Source organism: Trinickia acidisoli, from assembly GCF_017315725.1.
Classification (GTDB): Bacteria; Pseudomonadota; Gammaproteobacteria; order Burkholderiales; family Burkholderiaceae; genus Trinickia; species Trinickia acidisoli.
Window position 1 is genome coordinate 255,054 of sequence record NZ_JAFLRG010000002.1, and the last position, 19,635, is coordinate 274,688.

18 protein-coding genes are annotated in these 19,635 nt (G+C 56.9%); 14 read left to right on the top strand and 4 right to left on the bottom strand.

Annotated features, from left to right (window positions below):
• Positions 1–28: 28 nt before the first annotated feature.
• Positions 29–373 carry an IS66 family insertion sequence element accessory protein TnpB gene (gene tnpB / locus J3485_RS19720; protein ID WP_206951009.1) on the bottom strand — a complete coding sequence of 115 codons (345 nt, stop codon included), beginning with the start codon at positions 371–373 and terminating at the stop codon, positions 29–31.
• Positions 370–798, bottom strand: coding sequence for an IS66-like element accessory protein TnpA (tnpA, locus tag J3485_RS19725; protein ID WP_309477054.1), 429 nt, complete (start codon positions 796–798; stop codon positions 370–372). The genes tnpB and tnpA overlap by 4 nt, the downstream gene beginning before the upstream one ends.
• Between tnpA and J3485_RS19730 the strand changes: the two genes are divergently transcribed.
• The gene (locus tag J3485_RS19730; protein ID WP_206956030.1) at positions 785–1,177 is read left to right on the top strand and encodes a hypothetical protein; all 393 of its coding nucleotides are present in this window, start codon (positions 785–787) and stop codon (positions 1,175–1,177) included. The two genes, tnpA and J3485_RS19730, sit on opposite strands and share 14 nt — an antisense overlap.
• Positions 1,178–1,599: 422 nt before the next feature.
• Here the strand turns inward: J3485_RS19730 and J3485_RS19735 are convergent, their stop codons facing one another.
• Positions 1,600–2,169 carry a recombinase family protein gene (locus J3485_RS19735; protein WP_206956031.1) on the bottom strand — a complete coding sequence of 190 codons (570 nt, stop codon included), beginning with the start codon at positions 2,167–2,169 and terminating at the stop codon, positions 1,600–1,602.
• Positions 2,170–2,698: 529 nt separating this feature from the next.
• Here J3485_RS19735 and J3485_RS19740 point away from each other — a divergent pair.
• The 11 genes from J3485_RS19740 (at position 2,699) to J3485_RS19790 (ending at position 16,077) form a co-directional block, all read left to right on the top strand.
• Entirely contained in the window at positions 2,699–3,841 is a 1,143-nt protein-coding gene (locus J3485_RS19740) for an EAL domain-containing protein (RefSeq protein WP_206956032.1), read from the top strand.
• 116 nt (positions 3,842–3,957) lie between these two features.
• Positions 3,958–4,380 carry an ESPR domain-containing protein gene (locus tag J3485_RS19745; protein ID WP_206956033.1) on the top strand — a complete coding sequence of 141 codons (423 nt, stop codon included), beginning with the start codon at positions 3,958–3,960 and terminating at the stop codon, positions 4,378–4,380.
• Positions 4,381–4,693: 313 nt separating this feature from the next.
• Positions 4,694–5,836 carry a DUF2827 domain-containing protein gene (locus J3485_RS19750; RefSeq protein ID WP_206956034.1) on the top strand — a complete coding sequence of 381 codons (1,143 nt, stop codon included), beginning with the start codon at positions 4,694–4,696 and terminating at the stop codon, positions 5,834–5,836.
• Complete coding sequence (locus tag J3485_RS19755) at positions 5,833–6,954, top strand: DUF2827 domain-containing protein (protein ID WP_206956035.1); 1,122 nt, start codon at positions 5,833–5,835, stop codon at positions 6,952–6,954. The genes J3485_RS19750 and J3485_RS19755 overlap by 4 nt, the downstream gene beginning before the upstream one ends.
• 20 nt (positions 6,955–6,974) lie before the next feature.
• Positions 6,975–7,571 carry a hypothetical protein gene (locus tag J3485_RS19760; RefSeq protein WP_206956036.1) on the top strand — a complete coding sequence of 199 codons (597 nt, stop codon included), beginning with the start codon at positions 6,975–6,977 and terminating at the stop codon, positions 7,569–7,571.
• The gene (locus J3485_RS19765) at positions 7,568–8,719 is read left to right on the top strand and encodes a DUF2827 domain-containing protein (RefSeq protein ID WP_206956037.1); all 1,152 of its coding nucleotides are present in this window, start codon (positions 7,568–7,570) and stop codon (positions 8,717–8,719) included. The genes J3485_RS19760 and J3485_RS19765 overlap by 4 nt, the downstream gene beginning before the upstream one ends.
• A 78-nt stretch (positions 8,720–8,797) precedes the next feature.
• Positions 8,798–9,127: a hypothetical protein gene (locus J3485_RS19770; protein ID WP_206956038.1), complete on the top strand. Its 330-nt coding sequence runs from the start codon at positions 8,798–8,800 to the stop codon at positions 9,125–9,127.
• 62 nt (positions 9,128–9,189) lie between these two features.
• Complete coding sequence (locus J3485_RS19775) at positions 9,190–9,915, top strand: hypothetical protein (protein WP_206956039.1); 726 nt, start codon at positions 9,190–9,192, stop codon at positions 9,913–9,915.
• A gap of 90 nt (positions 9,916–10,005) precedes the next feature.
• Positions 10,006–11,655: a tetratricopeptide repeat-containing glycosyltransferase family protein gene (locus tag J3485_RS19780; protein ID WP_206956040.1), complete on the top strand. Its 1,650-nt coding sequence runs from the start codon at positions 10,006–10,008 to the stop codon at positions 11,653–11,655.
• Positions 11,656–11,722: 67 nt separating this feature from the next.
• Positions 11,723–14,161, top strand: coding sequence for an AfsR/SARP family transcriptional regulator (locus J3485_RS19785; protein WP_206956041.1), 2,439 nt, complete (start codon positions 11,723–11,725; stop codon positions 14,159–14,161).
• Between the two features lie 65 nt (positions 14,162–14,226).
• Positions 14,227–16,077: an OmpA family protein gene (locus J3485_RS19790; RefSeq protein WP_206956042.1), complete on the top strand. Its 1,851-nt coding sequence runs from the start codon at positions 14,227–14,229 to the stop codon at positions 16,075–16,077.
• A gap of 27 nt (positions 16,078–16,104) precedes the next feature.
• On the opposite strand, the gene J3485_RS19795 is transcribed toward J3485_RS19790, so the two are convergent.
• Positions 16,105–17,325, bottom strand: a complete 1,221-nt coding sequence (locus J3485_RS19795) for a glycosyltransferase family protein (protein WP_206956043.1) — start codon at positions 17,323–17,325, stop codon at positions 16,105–16,107.
• A 357-nt stretch (positions 17,326–17,682) separates the two neighbouring features.
• On the opposite strand from J3485_RS19795, the gene J3485_RS19800 reads away from it, so the two are divergent.
• Both J3485_RS19800 and J3485_RS19805 read left to right on the top strand, forming a co-directional pair.
• Positions 17,683–18,225 carry an NAD-dependent epimerase/dehydratase family protein gene (locus tag J3485_RS19800; RefSeq protein WP_206956044.1) on the top strand — a complete coding sequence of 181 codons (543 nt, stop codon included), beginning with the start codon at positions 17,683–17,685 and terminating at the stop codon, positions 18,223–18,225.
• 58 nt (positions 18,226–18,283) lie between these two features.
• Positions 18,284–19,633, top strand: coding sequence for an IS4 family transposase (locus J3485_RS19805; protein ID WP_206954153.1), 1,350 nt, complete (start codon positions 18,284–18,286; stop codon positions 19,631–19,633).
• The last annotated feature ends 2 nt before the right edge of the window (positions 19,634–19,635 follow it).

Genomic DNA, 19,635 nt, shown 5'->3' on the forward strand with positions numbered 1-19,635 from the left:
GGCGCAGTTTACGAGCCTTCTGCTCGGTTTACAACATCGACAGTGCAGCGGTGCGACGCGGTTGCCGCCAATCGATGCCTTCGAGCAACATGGACAATTGCGCCGCCGTCAGATGGACCTTGCCGCCATCGGCCTGTGGCCACACGAAGCGCCCACGCTCGAGCCGCTTCGCAAGAAGCCAGAGCCCGTCTTCGGTCGCCCACATGAGCTTCACGAGATCGCCGCGCCGGCCCCGGAAGATGAACACGTTGCCGCCCAACGCATTGTCTTCGAGCGCCGTCTGCACCTTGGCCGCCAGTCCTTGGAATCCGCAGCGCATGTCGGTAACGCCGGCCACCAGCCAGACGCGTGTACCCGTGGGAAGAGAGATCACGATCGCATGCTCCCCAGTACAACGCGTAGCGTGTCGGCGTCGACGATGCCGTCCACCTTGACGACCACCTCACCGAATCGAATCTCGATCGTCCCGCCTCGTGTAGTCCGGTTGCCGGCTGCCCGAGCATCCGAGGGCATGGTCACGCGCTGCGCCGGCGTTTCATGGACCACCGCCACGGGAATCAGCGACGTCGTTTGGGCCTGCAATTGCTCGCGATAGCGACGCCGCCACGTGAACAGCATGTTTGCATTGATGCCATTCTCGCGCGCCAGCTTTGCGACGGAGGCACCCGGCTCGCATGCCGCGACCGCGAGACGGCGTCGAAACTCGCGATCATAATTGGGGCGTCCCTTGCGGCTACCCGGCTTGGCTTCCAACTCCGTCACAGTGATCTCCATCAAATCGAAAATGATGGGCACCACTTTGATGTCGGTTCTCGCCGTCGTCTATGACGGTCGTCGTGAGGCGCTTACCTTGAAGCTGAAGCTGAAACCGGAGCACTTCTTCTTGGGCCAAAACGCCGATATAGCCGTTGTGCGCCGCCGCCTGGGCCTTGAGCAGGAGCGGGAGCTGCGCCTTGAGCGGGAGCTGCGCCTTGAGCGGGAGCTGCGCCTTGAGCGGGAGCTGCGCCTTGAGCGGCAGCTGCGCCTTGAGCGGCAGCTGCGCCTTGAGCGGCAGCTGCGCCTTGAGCGGCAGCTGCGCCTTGAGCGGGAGCTGCGCCTTGAGCGGGAGCTGCGCCTTGAGCGGGAGCTGCGCCTTGAGCGGGAGCACCCCCCCCTTGAACTGCAGCAGGTGGATTAGCGCTTTGCTTTTCGCCCTTATACGCACAATAAGCCCCTCCCGCTACTGCAAGCGCAACCGCAGCCACAACAGCAGGAAGGATTCCTAAGCTCAACACGCTGCCAGCGACGAGGAACCCGACGCCCCCACCGATGGCCATCCCAACTGGAACTTTCATTTCTGTGCCCCTTATCGACCTCGGCCTTGCAGCGTTGGCCTACACGCGCTATCTCAATGGTGCCGCCGAGCCGGTGTATGTCGCTCTTTCTTCACAGCAGAGAACATAGCGCCATGCGTCCAATAAATGACCTACATCTTCTCAAACCGGCCACGCGGCGTTTGCGGAAACCAGCACTCCCCCCCCTCATTGCAGATCATCGAGCGAATCACTCACGCTGCATGGGTGTGCAACGGACGCACTGATTGCTTGTCCTGTACACCTACTACTCGCAGGCGCCACCCGCTTGTTCCTCCTGCAGCATGCGTTTCAGCGTCCGATGATGAACGTTGAATTTGCGCGCCACCTCGCTAACTGGCTGCGACGAGAGCATGACCATCGCCTCGCGTCGTTGTACAGGTGTCAGCGAACGCCGTCGGCCTACCGATTTCCCTCGAGCTCGGGCCGCAGCCATACCAGCGCGCGTTCGCTCGCTGATCAGGCTGCGTTCGAATTCCGCAAGCGCCGCCATCATGTGAAAAATCAATACGCCCCCCGGTGAACTCGTATTAATTGATTCGCACAACGAAGTAAATTGGATATTCCGATTGCCAAGATGAGTCACGAGATCTACGAGCTTGCTCAGTGAGCGGCCTAGCCGATCGAGTCGCCAAACCACCAACGTATCGCCGGACAAGGCTCTGGCGAGTGCCTCGTCTAATCCGGGGCGACAAAACTCAGCACCGGATATCCCCTGATCGGTGAGCACGACATCGCAGCCGGCTCGATGCAAGGCATCGATCTGAAGCGCCAAATTTTGTTCTTCCGTCGATACGCGCGCGTAACCGATTTTCATCGGGCGAACCGTCTCGCGCCTCGTCGGTGCGCGGATTGTTCGTTCCGCTTGAAGTTGATGTTGAAGTTGACGGGTGAGTCATCAGCACATGAAACAGGGAAGAGAGTGTTGTTTTGTTGTGTCATGTTTTACCAGTTCGGTTTTGTTCGTATTCGCTCGCCACAAGCTGGCACACGATGAGCCAGGAATGGTATTGCGCCGACAGCTGGATTTGTCTGCCTACCTACCGATTGCATACCGGTTCCACGGATCGCGATCAGCTAAGCCTTCTAGATCTTCGGACTTACCCGAAGTGTACTGGACAAAAGGGGTCCTTTTTGTCCGCCCAAAAGCGAACAGCCCCGACCCTTGCCCGACGCGCGTTTGCGGCAGCCACTGATGCGTTTGTACAACGATGTCACAAAGGACCCTTTTTGTCCGCGTTTTGACCCTGATGCGCCGAATTGCCAAAGGTGAACGGCTGAATGTGATTCGGTGAACAGAGAGAAGCGTCCAGCCGCCGCAGAGACCGAGGATAAGGGGAAGGGAGATGAGTGCTCAAAGTGTACTCATAGAAGTCAAGAATCACGCTCATCTCGTCCGTAGCTACGGGGAGCATGTGGCCGAGACGCTTGAAGAAGAAATCGCGCAGCGAGCACGCGAGATTTGCGGCGAGCATGCACATGTCATGCCCCTTGGTATGGGGCGTTTGGCCGTGAGATGGGAGGAAGTGCGTAACCTATCCGCCTCTCACGGTGCCGTACAAACTTCGTGCGACGAGCCGGACGTCGATGGGTTCATCGTCGAATTGTGTAGCTGGGCATCGCGATCTTCTGGCTTTACATCTTTCGCAGTCCTAAGTGCCAAGCGAATTGCAGACGAGGACATGATCGCTCAAGCCGCTGGCGAAACGATCGCGCATTCGCTCGAGCAACCGTTTTTGCCCGCGCAAATCGTGTCCGACATGGATACGGTGGAAATGATCGCAGGTGCGATCGAAAGTGATCGGTTTCTATTCGAGTTTCAACCTGTTTGCCACATAGAGCGGCGGGACAGAGTGCTCTATCGCGAGTGTCTGTTGCGGCTGCCGTCGGAGCGGCCCAACGAGGTCGTGCTACCGGGTGCGTTTATTCCAACACTGGAGCGCCTTGGGTTGATGCGGATGCTGGATCGCTATGTCGTCAGGCGGGTTGTTGCGCTGCTCAGAACGCGTCCGGACTTATGCCTTGGGGTGAATATCTCCGCTCAAAGCGCTGTGGATGACGCCTGGTGGGGCGGCATGCTGAGCGATTTGTCGGCTGAGCCTGGGCTCGCTCAACGCCTCGTGATCGAGATTACGGAAACCGCGCCGCTGCGTGCTGGGTGCGGCAGAGTGTTTGCGAATCGCTTGCGTCAGCTTGGATGCCGTATTGCTATCGACGATTTCGGAGTGGGCTATGGCGTCGAGACCGGTATCGAAATTCGCTCGCCCGACATTATCAAGATCGACGGCTCGTTTTTGTATGGGATGAATACGGGGCAATACAACATTCATCCGCTCGCCGGTATGGTGAGGTTAGCGTCGAAGCTGGCGTGTGACGTGGTGGTCGAGGGGGTGGAAAACGACGCCGCGTTACGGCTGGCGCGCAAGGCCGGAGCGCACTGGGTACAGGGTCATTACGTTGGAGAGCCTGATATTTTGCCGTTGGCTTGACAAGCTGAACGCCAACATTTGACCGATGAATCGATTCGTTTTTCCTTGATCGCATTCGCGAGGGTGACGATTGATTTCACATAAATGTGTGAAACTATGGTATGTAGAGGGATATAATGAATAAAACATATCGGGTTATTTTTAACCGGACGTTAGGGCGAATTGAGGTGGTTTCGGAGCATGCTAGTGCCAAGGGGAAAGGAGGCGGGGTAGGTGCGATTGATCAACGGGTGAGCGTGAAGAAGGTTGCGTCATTTTCTCCTAATATTCGTGCCTGTGCTTATGCTGTGGTTGCTTATTTTGTCACGGCGAATTTTTCATATTCTTTCGCTGCTCCTAACGTCGCAGGGATGTGCTTTAGTAATAATGGTTCATCCTCAAGTGCTTATTCTGGATCTGGATCTGGAACTGCGATAACAAATGGTGATTGCACTAATGTGCCTAATCCATTTGGGGTGACAGCCGGTGCTGGAAATTTCTTTTCAATAGGAATTCAGAATGGTGCCGATGGATTTCAAGCGGGCATCGCTGTTGATTAGGATGCAGGTGAAATAGTGCTTAGTAATGGCGATGCGTCCATGACTTGGACAGGAAGCACGTGGACGTTTACCGGTGTCACGATTGCTGGCGTTAATGTGGGTTCACTGTCGGCAACGTCAACTGATGCCGTTAACGGTGGTCAACTATTGTAATGCGTTGAATAGGAGTGCGCTGGGCGCGGTGTTCACACCCGTGTCTAGAGAGAAAGAGTGTGGGTCAGTTCGATACGCGCCGATAACGTTTTGATGCTCTAGCGGTACGGAGTTTCGGGGAGTAGTTAGTGCCGCAGTAGTTTGGATTGCCGGGGGATATATGCGAGTCGGGATCTCAGTAATGACACACGCCGGTCAGAGCGTGTGGGAAAACGGGCTTGGGCAGAACGTCATTTTTTTGGGGCGGCTATTACGTTCACTGCCGGGTGTTGACGACGTGGTGTTTCTGAACTGCGGCGATCAATCCGGTTTGCCGGACGAGGTGGATGCGCTGGGCTTCGGGTTTCGGCTCGTTAAACCACGCGAAGCGACCGATATGATCGACGTCGCCATTGAAATGAGTGGAGGGCTAGACGTCGAGTGGCTGGACTATCTCAGAGCGCTTGGCAAGAAGGTAGTTTTTCACTGTTGCGGTCAGCCCTATGCGGCGCTGGCAGAACCGACAGTGTTCGACGTGACAGGGTTTTTCTCACGGGCGCAGCGTTGCGACGAGATCTGGATTCTCCCCAGTTATCGCGATTTGATGCCGATGTTACGAACGCTGCATCGGTGCCCAGTCGTTGAAGTGCCTTACCTGTGGGATGCGACGTTTCTCGAGCGACGTGCCGCCTTCGTTGGCGCGAATGGTTTTACCTTTGGCTATCACGCGCTTGGCGCACGAGAGTACACGTATCGCGCGCTGCGCGTAGGCATCTTCGAACCCAATATTTCGGTGACGAAGACATGCAGCATTCCCATGCTGATCGGCGATGCGGCCTATCGTGCAAACCCGGATTCAGTTGCGGAATTGCACGTGCTGAATTCGATCGGAATGAAGGACCATCCGACCTTTTCTTTTCTCGCGAACTCGCTTGACTTGACCCGCGCGGGCAAGGCGCGGTTTGATCAGCGCCACGATTTCGTGGGCTATGTGAGCCAACACCTTGATGCCATCGTCAGTCATCAATGGCACCACTCACAAAACTATCTCTATCTAGATGCGTTGCATGGCGGTTATCCGCTGATCCACAACTCGCCGTGGCTTCATGATGTCGGCTATTTCTATTCAGGGTTCGATGTTGCCAAGGGTGCGCAGCGTCTTATCGAGGCCTCGCGCGAGCATGATGCCAATTTGGAACGTTATCGCAGTCGTGCGCAGGCATTTCTCGCGCGTTTGAGTCCGGATGCTGCCCACAACGCAAGCGCATATGTGCGACGTTTGCTCGCACTGACGTCCGCGCCGCAGATGGAGATGGCGCAATGAAACCGGAACGTTTGAAGGTTGGCGTAACGCTGTTTGTCCGGGCTGGACAGCAATCGTTGTGGGAAAACGGCATTTTTCAGAACTGCTTCTTTCTGATCATGCTGCTGCAGCGTTCACCGCTTGTGGAGAGCGCATACCTGGTCAATGGTGGAGACGGTCGTCCAGAGGACGCCAAAGGCTTCCTGGAGCACGCGCCTGCCCCCGTCATTGATTTGCCTACCGCTCAAGAAAAGCTCGATGTGATCATCGAACTGAGTGCGCAGCTCAATCCAGACTGGGGCAGGTCGTTTCGCCAGCGCGGCGGTCGCGTGATTGGTATGCGCGTAGCCAACGACTATATGATCGACATCGAGCGCATGATATTCCAGCGCCGCCACGGAATGCTTGTTTCGGGCACGCCGTATCACACGGTTTGGATGTTGCCTGCGTTCGAAGAAAGCTGCGCGAGCTACTACGAGCATGCACTTCGAGCCCCGGTGCGGGCAATGCCGCATCTGTGGAGCCCGATGCTGCTCGAACGTGGCATTAAGGAGTCGGCGTTGCGCTCGCCGTTTGGCTATGCGGAGGGACGTAAGCGTTGGCGCCTCGCGATTCTCGAGCCGAATATCTGCATGGTCAAGACTTGCCATATCCCTATGCTTCTGGCCGACCTTGCTCATCGGCAGTCGCCGGAGATGATTGAAGTGCTGCGCGTATACAACTCACTTCACATGAAGGAAAACGCGCAATTCGTCGGTTTCGCAAAAAGCCTGGATCTCGTGCGCCATGGTATCGCCAGCTTCGAAGCGCGCTTTGCCACTTACGAGATCATGGCCTACGAGGCGGATGCGATTGTCTCCCACCATTGGGCTAACGCACAAAACTATCTCTATTACGAGGCCTTGTACGGGGGCTATCCCTTGATTCACAACTCCGCGTATCTCGGCGGTTGCGGTTACCGGTATCGCGACTTCGATTGCGAAGACGGCGCGCTCGCATTGCGCGAAGCATTCGTTGAGCACGATAAGCGTTTGAAGGATTACCGGCGCACGGCGCACGCGTTTATTGCCACGCTCGATCCGTGCGCGCAGCGCAACGTCGAGCACTATACCGCGGCGCTTGCGCAGCTATACGACTGATTACGCAATGGGATGGCTTTATGTTCAAGTTCATGTTTCGGAGATCGCTGACCGGTGACCTCACGCGGCTATCGCGGCGGGTGAGTTTGCTGGCGTTTGTGGTGGGCGCTGTGCTCGTGCGTCCTGCATACGCTCAGATGCTGCCGCCGGTACCGGCCCAAGGTGGAGCCACGGTCCTTGCTCGTGCTGCACAGACGCTCGGCATTCGGCAATGCTACAGCGCTATCGATCAGGTTTCGCAGCGCGTACTTACGGGGAGTCAGCGTCAGGATGTCGTGTTGGATTGGGATCATAACCATGCGGACAGCTCGCCGTTCTTTTCTCTTACAGGGTTTAGCGAACCAGGCCCTGCAGAGGTGCTATCGCTGACAACGGTGCCCAACATCAACGGTACTTGCGCAGTGCTTGCCGAGCGGATTTCGGCTAGCCCGTTACCGTGCCCGGATGTCGCACGCCGTGAGCTTGTCGGCTATCACGGTACACCGCTCGTGCCATCGGTTATGGTCTACACGACACCAGCACGCCCGCGCGAGACGGTCACGCTTGTCGAGAACGCCCATTCGTGCGTACTGGTGCGCAGGCAGGTCGAATACGGTTGGCCCGGGGTGACGAAATGACAAGCCACGCTGTCATCGACGAACGTGGGCCGTTGCGCATCGGGATCACCATTGGCCTGAGCGATGCGGCGGAGAGTCTATGGATTAACGGTATCAAGCAGAATGCGTTGTATTTGGCGCGGCTCTTTCAGCATTCGCCGTATGGCCATCAGGTCACGCTTGTCAACACAACATCGGTTGCCATCACCGATCGGCTGCCGTGGGATACACGTCGATTTCCGGTCGCTACGTTCGAAGATGCGAAGGATCGCCTCGATGTGCTTATAGAGTTGGGTGGGCAGGTGGGACTGGAGGCGACGCGGTATCTGAAATCACGTGGTACGAAGCTCGTGAGCTACTGCTGCGGCCCTGAGTACGTGCAGAACATCGAGGCGATGATTTTTGGTCGTTCTCAACATCGAGGCATTTTCATCAACCAGGAATACGACGAGATTTGGGTTGTCCCTCAGGTGATGGAAACGAGTGCGCACTTTTTCAAGGTATTGAGAAGGCAGTCCGTGCGGGAGGTCCCGTTCGTGTGGGACCCGATGTGCTTGGAGCAGCGATGTGCCGCACTGCCGCACCAAGGCGAGTACCGTCCTAGGGGAGGCGCGCGGCGTATTGCGATCATGGAGCCGAACGTCGACGTGCTGAAATTTTGCCTGTATCCAATGCTGATCGTTGAACAGACATATCGAGAAGCAGCTGGTCGCATCGCACAGGTGTATGTGACGAATGCTATGCATTTGGCCCAGCACAGTACCGACTTCATTGGTATCGCACAGTATCTCGATCTGGTGTGTGACGGCAAAGTGGTGTTTCTGGGCACGTTCGATACACCGACATTTCTATGTGAGAACGCCGATATTGTCGTGTCTCACCAGTGGGCGTTGCCGTTGAACTACTTCTATTTCGACGTGTGCTGGAAGGGCTATGCGCTCATCCATAACGCGAGCCTATGCAAGGAGTTGGGCTACTTCTATCAGGGCAACGACGTCGATCAAGGAGCGAGCCGCCTATTGAGCGCAGTTCACACGCATGATGAACATTGGGAGGGTTACCGGGCGCGTCAGCGGGACATCATCGCGCCGTTTCTGGCGACGCATCCTCCACTTGTCCAGCGCTATGACAACTTGTTGTACAACCTTCTTGCGGGTATAACGACGTGAATTTAATGATTGGTAGTACTGATTAATTGTGGTGTTGTTAAGCACAACAACGGTGTCGGCGAAACGAAGGAGAAAGCCATGAGCGCAATCGAAGATTCGGATCGATTTATTTCCAACATGCTATCCACAGCGTTGACCACGTTTGTGGTGATTATGGTTTTCGAGTTTATCGAGATGGCCGATCCTCAGATCGAGATCGCGTCACCGATCGGAGAGCTCGCCTACTGTGCGGGAATTTCCACCGTGATCTGCTTTGCGGGACCGTGGTTACGTCTCAAGTTGACTCGGCGGCCAGGTCCGATCGTCGGCAATCGAACGCAACGTTCAGGGGTTGTGCGTGCGCGGTTCGTGGGGTTGCTCGGAGGGATTTTCGCGGGTGCAATGATCATGATGAGTGTTCGCTACTAGGTCGATCTTTGAAGTTGCTAAATATCGTGACATAGAGCCGGGCGAAAAAAGGGAGAAATGGCATGAAGGTATCAATCGTTACTCCGATGTACGGGGGTGCCTGCATGGCCAACTATTGCGTCGCGATGGTCGATCTAGCACGTACGCTAACGCAGCACGGTATCGCGTTCGACTTCTTCACGTTGTCGAATGAGAGCCTGATTCAGCGCGCCCGCAATGTGCTCGTTCACCGTGCTCGTAGCGATGCCGAGGCGACGCACTTTTTGCTCGTCGATGCGGATATTGGTTTTCAGGTTCACGACGTATTGGAGCTGCTGAACTTGGATGTCGATATCGTGTGCGGGGCCTATTCACGCAAGGACATTCAATGGGAAAACGTGCGTCGAGCCGCGCTCGCCGGCGCTTCTCCGCTTGAGGAATATGCGTCGTCGACTTTCGTCGAGGGCCTCGATGGGCCGCTCGATGCGAAGGTCATGCGCGATCAGCGGCTCATCGAGGTTCGGCGTGCGGGTACGGGCTTCATGCTAATCAAGAAGGAGGTGTTGGATCTGCTCGAGGCCTCGCCGTTTATCCGACGCTATCGCAACAACATGACGATCTTGAGAGAAGCGTTGGCGGTGCATGAGGACTGCATCACAGCGTTTTTTGATTGCCCGATTGATCCGATAGAGGGCACGTTGTTGTCGGAGGACTATTACTTTTGCGACGCATGGCGTCGATTCGGCGGAAAGATTTTTGTTGCGCCCTGGGTCAAGCTGACCCACTTCGGTACGTATTGCTACGTCTAAATCGGCGCGGCCGGGCTAGGCGAAAGAATGAATCGGGGGTGTGGTATGGAGTTGGAGGCATCGGTTAACGATTATTTGGCGCGGTGCTGCTTGACCTTCCTACGTGAGGCACTTGCCGCACGTAGCGAGCGGCGCGATGAGGCATGCGCGATCTGGCTCTCGGCGGCCAACGTGCTGCGCGATTTGGATGACGACTCGATCTTGCAAATGTGCGAATCGTGGTTGCGGCGAGATCGTGGCGAGGATGCGGCTGCACTGGCGGATGTATTCGCACAGTTATATCCGGATCGCGCTGGGGCACAGTTTTGTCTCGGCTATGTGTTGCAGCGCGTGGGGCGACATGCATTCGCCATCGACGCCTACGAACGCGCAACCGTGCTTGATCCCAATTACCCGAGTCTCCGTAATAATTTTGCGGCAGCACTCAAACTTACCGGAGGCGATAAAGACAAGGTCTGCGAGCTGCTCGAGCAGGCTCAACAGGTTGATCCGGACGATGTCAATGCCGTCATCAACTTGACATGCGTCTATAGCGAACGCATGGATATCGCACGCGCGCTCGAAGCCGGAGCGAAGGCCGTCGAGTTAGCGCCACACAATGCGCTCGCCCTCGGAAACTATTCGCTCGCGCTTAAGGAGGCAAAGCGGTGGGATGAGGCCGAACACATGGCATTGCGCGCTTATCATGTGGCACCTCAGGATTTGGCGGGCGCATTCAATCTGAGCATTTTGCACCTCGTCCGTGGCAATTTTGCGGATGGCTTGCGTGAGTACGAGGCTCGCTGGGATGGCTCTGCGGAGTTGCGCGGGAAGCGTCCTGCGTTCCCCAAGGCTCCGTGGCGAGGGGAGTCGTTGCGCGATAAGACGCTGCTTGTGTGGGGCGAGCAGGGTTTTGGTGATGTGTTTCAGTTCTGCCGCTATATTCCGCTGATTGCAAATCGTGTGCGTGAGCAAGGCGGACGCATTGCGTGGACTGTCTTTCCCACATTAGCGCCTCTCCTCGCGCGCAGCCTTGGCGGTTACGTGGATACGTTCACAACGGGCGGCATCGAGTCACTGTCGGCGTTCGACTGCGAGGTAGGTTTGCAGAGCTTGCCCCTGTTTCTCGGTACCCGAGCGAACACGATTCCGGCTTCGATTCCGTACCTCCTCCCCGATCTCGAGAAGGCCAATGCGTGCCGGACGTGTTTGGCAAACGAGCGGCGACTCAAGGTGGGGCTCGCATGGACCGGCAGCAGAAAGCATCCACGCAATCCATTCCGTTCGATTCCGATTGAACGATTGGCTCAGGTGTTTGCGTCACTCAATCAGCAGGTCGCGTTCTATTCGTTACAGAAGGGAGAAAGTGCGGCCGTCGAGCGGGCCAGGCTGATGGGCTTGGACGTCGTCGATTCCACCCTGTCCTGGTCGAGTTTTGACGACACGGCAGCGTTCATTGAATCACTTGATCTCGTTATTACGGTGTGCACATCTGTAGCTCACCTGAGCGGGGCGTTGGGTAAGCCGACCTGGGTGTTGCTGGACACTAATCCGCACTGGGTCTGGCAGCTCGAGCGTAGCGATAGCCCCTGGTATCCAGATGTGCGTCTTTATCGACAGCCTGAGTTTGCTCAATGGGCTCCTGTGCTGGACGAAGTCCGCGCGGATTTGACGATGTACGCGGGGCAGCAACAGGGGGGGCTTGCAAGTGAACGGGGCATGCAGCCACTACCACGATTTGCTTTTGACAGAACGATGTAGCCACGATGTAACTATGAACCACACTTAAGGCTTGATTGCTTGCTGTTCCAGCCTGATGAGGCAGACCATGACTGACAACGAATTGGAAGTGTTTACTCCATCGCGGGGTGTGACGCACGATGACACGATGCTTCGACTGGCGCTCGTGCCGCGGTTTACCCTTGATATGGCGCAGCGCTTGAGTGGGCGGCGCGACATTCAAACGTTACTTGCATGGTTGACCGAACAGCGCTTCTGCGAAAGCAGCGGAGTTGACGACTCGATCCGATACGTGTGGGCACCCACTGTGCGCGAGACATTGCGCATGCGCGCGCAGTGCACGTTTTTGCCCGAGCACCTGGACATGCTGGAAACGGTGAGCGTCGCGCTTTTGGAGGAGCATGGTTTCGTGGACGAAGCCGTGCGCCAGGTGCTCGACGCTCATCATTGGCAGGCTGGCATTGAATTGATGTTGCGCCACGCCGGGTTCTGGCTCGAACGGGGTCGTGCTGGAGATCTGCTCGAGCTACTCGAATTGGTGCCACGTACGATACGTTTGTCTGACACGCGTTTCTGCTATTTGCAGGGCCTTGCACTACTGCATACGAAGCCTAGGCGTGCCGTTTCTGTCTTCCGCAGAGGCTTGGCGGTAGCAGCCAACTCAGGGGCGCAAGATGAGCAGGCGTTCGCGTGCTTGAGCCAGTGGATGACCACTTGCGTCCTCGTGCTGAAGATGCCGGGCCAACTTCCGCTAAGGGCCTGGGGGCAGGTGTGCCGTCCGCCGCTCGACGCGAATGCCCGTCTTGCAGCCAACACCGCATTTCTCTACGGCAGTTGGTTTCAGCCTGTGCGATCGATCGCGCTGGCACGTCGTGTCGTGGAACTCGAACGTGCGGCGCAAATGCCAGGCCCGGTACTGCCGAGGGTGCAGGCGGCGATTGCCGTTCTGTTATATCTTGCGTCCGGTGGCGCACTTGGGCGAGCACGTGCCTTCATGCAGGCCATCGCCCCGCTCGTGCTGGGCAATGAGTTACCCGCGTTGATTCGCGTTTGGTGGATGCTTGCCTGCGCGTTTTGCAAGCTGGTGAGCGACGATTCCACGGGCGTTGAAAGTCTACTGCAGCGCGCGAGCGCATATCTCGAGGAGACTGGGTCAGTGCGACTGACTCGCTATGTTGCGCTTTTGCAATGTGGTGTGTCGCTGGTTACCGGTGATGGTGCCGGTGCCAGAGTGCAGCTCTATGCCGCGCCTTCTGGGAACAATCCGGTCGATAGACTGTGGGCACTCGTACAGGTATGGCTGGCTTTACGAGAGGAGCGGATTGGCGATGCGCTTACCGGGGCTCATACCGCGTTGCGCCATCCATGTAGCACGGCACTGCCTATGCTCGAGCTGCATGTGCGTTTGACATACGGTTACGCCCTTCTCAGGAACGGCGATCAAAATGCCGCTCGCCAGGTGTTTGCGGTGGTGCGGGAAAATGCCGTGGGACGCGGTTCTATCCTTCTTCAATATCACCTGCTTTTGAATGAAGCACTGCTCGAGCATACGAGCGGGCACATCGAGTGCGCACGAGAACTATTACGGATGGCGTTTCGTTTGGCGCGCCACCATGGCCTGCTTCCGAAACCACCCTACTGGGCGCCTGCGGTATCCGCTCAACTGTGCGACTTTGCGTTGCAGGAGGAAATTGATACCGCGTTCGTGACGTCGCTCGTCAGCAAATATAATTTGCCCCCGCCTACGCGTGGCTGCACGCAGGCGTGGCCTTGGCCGATTCGCATCTACTCACTGGGGCCGTTCAGGCTTTTATATGATGGTGTGGCGACCGAGTGCTCGGGCAAGACGCAAAGGCGGCCCCTCGAACTGCTCAAGGCTATCGTGGCCTATGGTGGGCGGGCGGTGGATGCGCAGTTGCTGGGGACGATGCTGTGGCCCGATGCCGGCGGCGAGGCAGCGCAACGCTCATTCGAGATCACTTTGCACCGGTTGCGTAAGCTCCTCAAAAACGATGACGCTGTTCATGTCAGCGACAAGAAAGTATCGCTCAATACCGCATTTATCTGGTGTGATGCACTCGAATTCAAACGGTTGGTCAATACGGGCTTGGACATGCTTTTGCGCCCCCAGGACCAAATCGACGTACATGACCTGCTTGCTTTTTCACATCGTGCGTTGAACCTGTACCAAGGCGATTTCTTGCAACTGGAGGAGGCATCGCCGTGGATTCTGATGGCACGGGATAAGCTGCGCAGCCAGTGGTTGCGGTTCGTGCTCGGCGTGGGGCAGGTTCTCTCTCAGGAAAGGCAGGTTGATCTCGCCATCGGGCTTTATCAGCGGTGCCTGGAGAGTGATCCGCTGGCGGAAGAGGTGTATCGACGCCTGATGCAGTGCTACCAGGCGGCAGAACGTTATGCGGAAGCGATTCGTGTGTACCAGCGATGCCGGGAGATGTTCTCGATTGTGTTGGGCATCGCGCCTTCGGAGAATACGACAGCGGTCTATCGGGCCTGTCTCGGCCGATAGTGTGCTTGCGCTATCGGTGTAGGCCCCGATGGAGCGGGGTGTGAGATGAAACTGACGAGGTAGTCTTGAAGACGATTGATCTTGCGCATACGGTGAATGCCACTTTTTCGAATGGTGTGTTAAAGCAGTTATCAGAGAAGTTTGGACTCTCTTCGGAGATTCTTCAGCGTCTCGTTGCCCATACTGGATCGGTGCTGATTCTATCGATGATGGCTACGGCGGTGAGCGCTGATGGAGTACAGACCGAGACGCTCTTCGCATCGATCATTTCGGCCGATGCGAATGCGCGTATTTTGCAGGAACTACCGGACCTCGTGATAACGACGGAGGGCTTGAAGACACTCGAATGGGCCGGGCATACGCTGGTGTCGCATGGTACTCAATGCAGTTTCGTGATGTTGAGCGATTACATTGCCGGTCAGAATGGTCTGCCGGTGCAAGCGGTATATGCATTCGTGGGCTTGGTGGCGGCAGCGCTATGGGGAGCGATGAAGTACCACTTGCTGCTCGAGCAAGGTACCGTGGATCAAGTGCCTATGCTATTAAGCGACCAGTGGGTCGCGGTCAAGGGGTACATGAACGATGCTTTGGCTATTTCAATGAGGTTTGATAGTGCGACGGAATTTGCGGATGCGGTCCCCGGGCAGCTACGCGTGTTGTCCGGGAGGTTGAAGCGTGCGCGCGAAGAACGGAATGTAACGGAACTTGAAGCACAGGTTCAAGAAGCTGTCATTGCGTCCAGCATCAGGGAGCAGAGCCGCGATCACTGGGGTGTGCTGATGATCATGCTGCTAGGCTTGGCAATGACGTCAGTGGCCGTGTGTGCGCTCGCGTGGCTTCGCCCGGATGTCTTCGATTATGTCGTCAAGCGCGTGAAGGGAGCACCTCCAGATACCGCGATTTCCGCCGTTCCGGCTTCAGCATCGGTGGGCGCATCGATTGTGGCGCGGCCTCCCGCTAGTGAATCGCAAGTCGCTTCTGTCGCGTCAGGTGCTGTATCGGCTAGCGCGAGTATGAGTGGCGCGAGTACGTCTAGCGTGTCATCGGCTGCGTCGACTCCCACGGTTGCATCTATGCCTGTCGCGGCGACCGAGCCGGCATCGCAGGTTTCGGCAACGCCATCGCTCAAGGACACGCGTTTGGTGTGGCACGTCAATCGAATAGGTGCCCCGACGTTGGAAGCGACGGTTGCGAATGAGTCGGAAAAGGCCCAGCTTATCGACGTACTGAATCGCAAGCCCATCGCGGGCCATTTCGCAGCAGATATCACGGTTGACGCGAATACCAAGCGGGCTGACTGGCTTGCGCATATGGGCGATCTGCTGCAGCTCTTGATGTTGCCTGGCGTGGACGTGACGATCAGCGGCGACCATGTCGAACTGGGCGGGGTTGCCGCGGACGAGCGGTTGGGTTGGCGCAATTATCTGGTCACCCGCCTTGGATCGTCATACCACATCAACGACTTCAATGTGGATCAGGCAGTGGCCATGGCAACGACTCTGTTCGATCAAGCGCTCGATGATAGGCACCGATCCGGTGACTCATGTGTGGCCAGTGATGTGACGAAGGTGCTGATGGTGCAAGTCGTCGATTTTGCGAAAGGGAGTGGCAGGGTGCCTGCCGCGGCTGTGAACAACCTCAGTAAGTCGGCGCGCTTGCTCAAGGCATGTGCCGAGAGTGGGAAGCCGGTGAAGCTCGAAATAGCTGTGTTCTCGGACAATACGGGCGAGCCCCGGGCTAATTTGGATCTATCGAAGAAGCGTGCCGAGGCAGTGCGCACGCTTCTGGTCGAAGCTGGGGTGCCGGCGAACACGTTGAGTGCGCGAGGCTATGGTTCGGCAAATCCGGTTGCCGACAATCTGACGTCTAGGGGGCGTTTCTCAAACCGGCGGATCGAGTTCATTGCGACGCAGTGAACGTATCGTTGATGTTTATGGAATCGATCATCGACTGGCCACGATCCGTGCTGCGTGAATCAAGGTCAGGGCTTGCTCAATGGCATCGTCCCACTGTCCTGCACGCGAGGCTCTCACGATTTGCACGCTGGGGTAGAGGGCGGTCTGATGATCGCTTCCCCATCGCGAGTCGGGTTTGGGGCTGAGCAGTAAGATTGTTGAGATGCCGAGCGCGCCAGCAAGATGTACTTGCGCTGTGCACGTCGTTACGATCATGTCCATCGAGTGCATGAGCCCTGACAGATCGCTGAAATCTCGAATTGCATTGCCAGGGAATGTGACGTTTTCATCGAGGGCGTCGTCTTCTCCAATCGGGTCTTGATTCAGGCTAAAGCTTGCGGCGTTGGATGTTTGCGCCAGTGGCGCGAAATCGCGCAGGCTGCTCGCGCGATGAAAGCGCGCGTCACTTTCGGCTTTACCTCGCCAGTTCAGGCCAAGTCGCCACGCCTGTGTTGGATCGTGCCGATCGACCCACGTTCTCCATGTCCGACGGTGTTCCTCAGGGCAAACGAGATACGCACCCTGCGGTATCCCCGCAGGGTGCGGTTCGAAACTGAAGTGCGCCGCCAGCGTGATGAACGTACACCAATAGTCAAAGGTAAATGCACTTCCATCCATCCATGCGGCTTGCACGGTTGCTACCGTGATTTCAGGGAAATTGTGGCGTAGCAGTGCCGTGAGCCCAGGATGCACTATGACGGTCAGTTGCGCGGCCGCTGCTCGTAGCGGATACAAATAACGACAGTGTTGAATTTGGTCGCCTGCTCCGCCATAGCTGACGATAAGCAGGCGTTTGCCAGCGAGGGGTTGCCCAAGGTATTCCTTATGCGGCGGTAGCCCGATGATCGGTGTGCTCAGAAGCCGTTCACTGGTCATGCAGGCCGCCGCCGCTTCTACATGGCGATCTCCTCGCAGCAGCAGCCATGTGCGGACATGCTCGATTCGTCCACGCAGTTCAGCGGAGATCGATTCATCGCTTGCCAATTTTTCGAGAGATCGAAGCCCGGCGTCGACCTGACCGGCGTAACACAGGCACCAGGCCATCTGCAGCGTAATGGTGACATCATCGAGACCCTTGCCAAATGCCCGACGCCAATTTTCGAGCGCGTGCCCCCATTCGCAACGTTCCTCATGTGCAAGCGCTCGATTCCAGTATTCTGGCGCCTGTTCGGAGCCGTCGGCAACGACGTTGCGATTTAGTGTATCCATGATGGCAAGGGAGTAGCACGAGAGAGGTTACTGCGCCTGCCGGATGACAACGAGGCGCTGGGTATATAGCGTGTTGTACCAGATCGCCTGGCCCGGCTCGGTTTGAATGCCCTTAGGGTAGCTCGAATAGCTTGCGTTAAGCCAATTGGCATGCCTAAATTGGTAAGCAATCGGTAGCGCTTGCGATCCTACCATGCTTATGGCAAAGCTCACATTGAGTTTCCGCGTGGTAATCATGAGAATACATCCCAGTTCAGGGTAGATGATTTCGCCTTGAATCAACGGACCTCATGAACCGACTAATCGAGCTACTTGAAAATATCTCGCGGCGACTGCGGACATCATCCTGAAAAATCTATGAACATCCTGCTTATCGGAGGGTGCGGGTACATCGGGGGGTTTCTGTATCCGCGCTTGCTGAGCATCGGCGCGTCGGTTACGATCTGCGATCTGCTCAAGCGTGGAAATCCGAGCGGCAGTCCTGTTCTCGAGTGCGACTATGCACAGTTGGATATCTCGTTCCTCGAACGCTTCGACACGGTGCTGTGGTTTGCCGGTCACTCCAGTGTTGGAGAGTCAGTGCTCTATCCGAGCCAAGCAGTACAAAACAATTGCTTGAATCTGTTTTCCTTCGCGAAGCGTCTGCCGATAAAAACCCGACTGATCTATGCGTCTACAGGCAGCTTATACTCGACAACGGGCGATTTTACAACTCCCGCGAGAGAGGATTCACTAGTCAGTATTCCGTCACAGAACGCCTACGACGTATCGAAGTTTGCGTTCGACTACCTTGCTAGTCATTTCCTCGCAGGATGTTACGGCCTTCGAATCATGTCGTTATACACAACGTCGCGGTCACGCCGAGCGGGCGAGAAAGCCTGTTTACTTTCAATGACATAGCGCGGCGCTTGTAAACTGTCGGCGGATGTCGTTTACTTTGCGCTTTTGAGCGCACGCCTTGGTCACCGAATCGACGCCCTGGACACAAACGGAATTCGAGCAACTGGACCTGGGCGACGCGCGCCTGAATAAGCGAGCGAGGCTTTTGATGGAAAGAATGTCGGCCGAGCCGACGGCCAGTGTGCCGCAGGCATGCCATGGTTGGGGCGAAACGATAGCGGCGTACCGCTTCTTCGATAACGAGAAGGTCCAATGGCATGCGATTCTGGAGCCGCATTGGCAGCAGACGCAAAAGCGGATGCGGGCGCATCAGGTCGTGCTCTGTCTTCAAGACACCACCGAGCTTGATTTCAACGGTCAGGAGGCGGTCGGACTGGGTCCGCTGACGTATGAGGCGCAGCGCGGGATGTTCGTTCATCCGACCTATGCGGTGACGCCACAGCGCGAGCCGTTGGGCATCCTGGACGCGTGGATGTGGGCTCGCCAGAAGAAGGACGAGTCGGGAAAGCGCGGTGGCCCGAAGGAAAGTTTGCGTTGGATCGAAGGCTACGAGCGCATCGCCGAGATGGCGCCGGATATGCCCTCGACTCGCCTGGTATATGTGGCGGACCGCGAAGCGGATCTGATGGCGTTGATGGAGCGCGCTGATGCATTGGGCAACCCGGCCGACTGGCTGGTGCGTGCCTCGCATAACCGCAGCTTGCCTGAAGGCGATAAGTTGTGGGAGCGCACGACGTGCGGCGAAGCGGTGGGCGAAATCGCCTTTACGATGGCCGCGCGCCAAGGCCTGAAAGCGCGCACGGTACGCCAGCGCCTGTGGCTTGAGCGTGTGCAGTTGCCCGCCAGCAAAGGGAAAAGCATTGCTGCAACGTGCCTGGTTGCGCGCGAGTTCGACGCGCCTGCCGGCGTCAAACCGATCGAATGGCGCTTGCTGACTAATCGTGGGGCGAGCACGCTCGATGAAGCGATCGAACTGATCGAGTGGTATAGGGCGAGATGGGAAATCGAGATCCTGTTCAACGTTCTGAAGAACGGCTGTGAGGTCGAAGAACTGCAGTTGGGTACGATTGAACGGCTCGAACGCGCGTTGGCGCTGTTTCTGGTGGTGGCCTGGCGTGTGGCTCATTTGATGCGGCTGGGCCGAACCTGCCCCGATCTGGACGCCCATCTGTTCTTCGATCCCGATGAAATTCGCGCTGCCTACCTTCTCACGAAGACCCGTCGCACAGCGCAACCCAAACTCAACGAGGTGCTGCGCTTGATTGCTCGCCGAGGCGGATTCCTAGCACGCAAAAGCGACGGCGAACCCGGTGCGGAAACAATCTGGAAGGGACTCACTCACGTGCGCATCGCCGCAGAAACAATGCGCTTGCTACGCGACGAAGGCGGTGACGAGTCTTATGTATAACG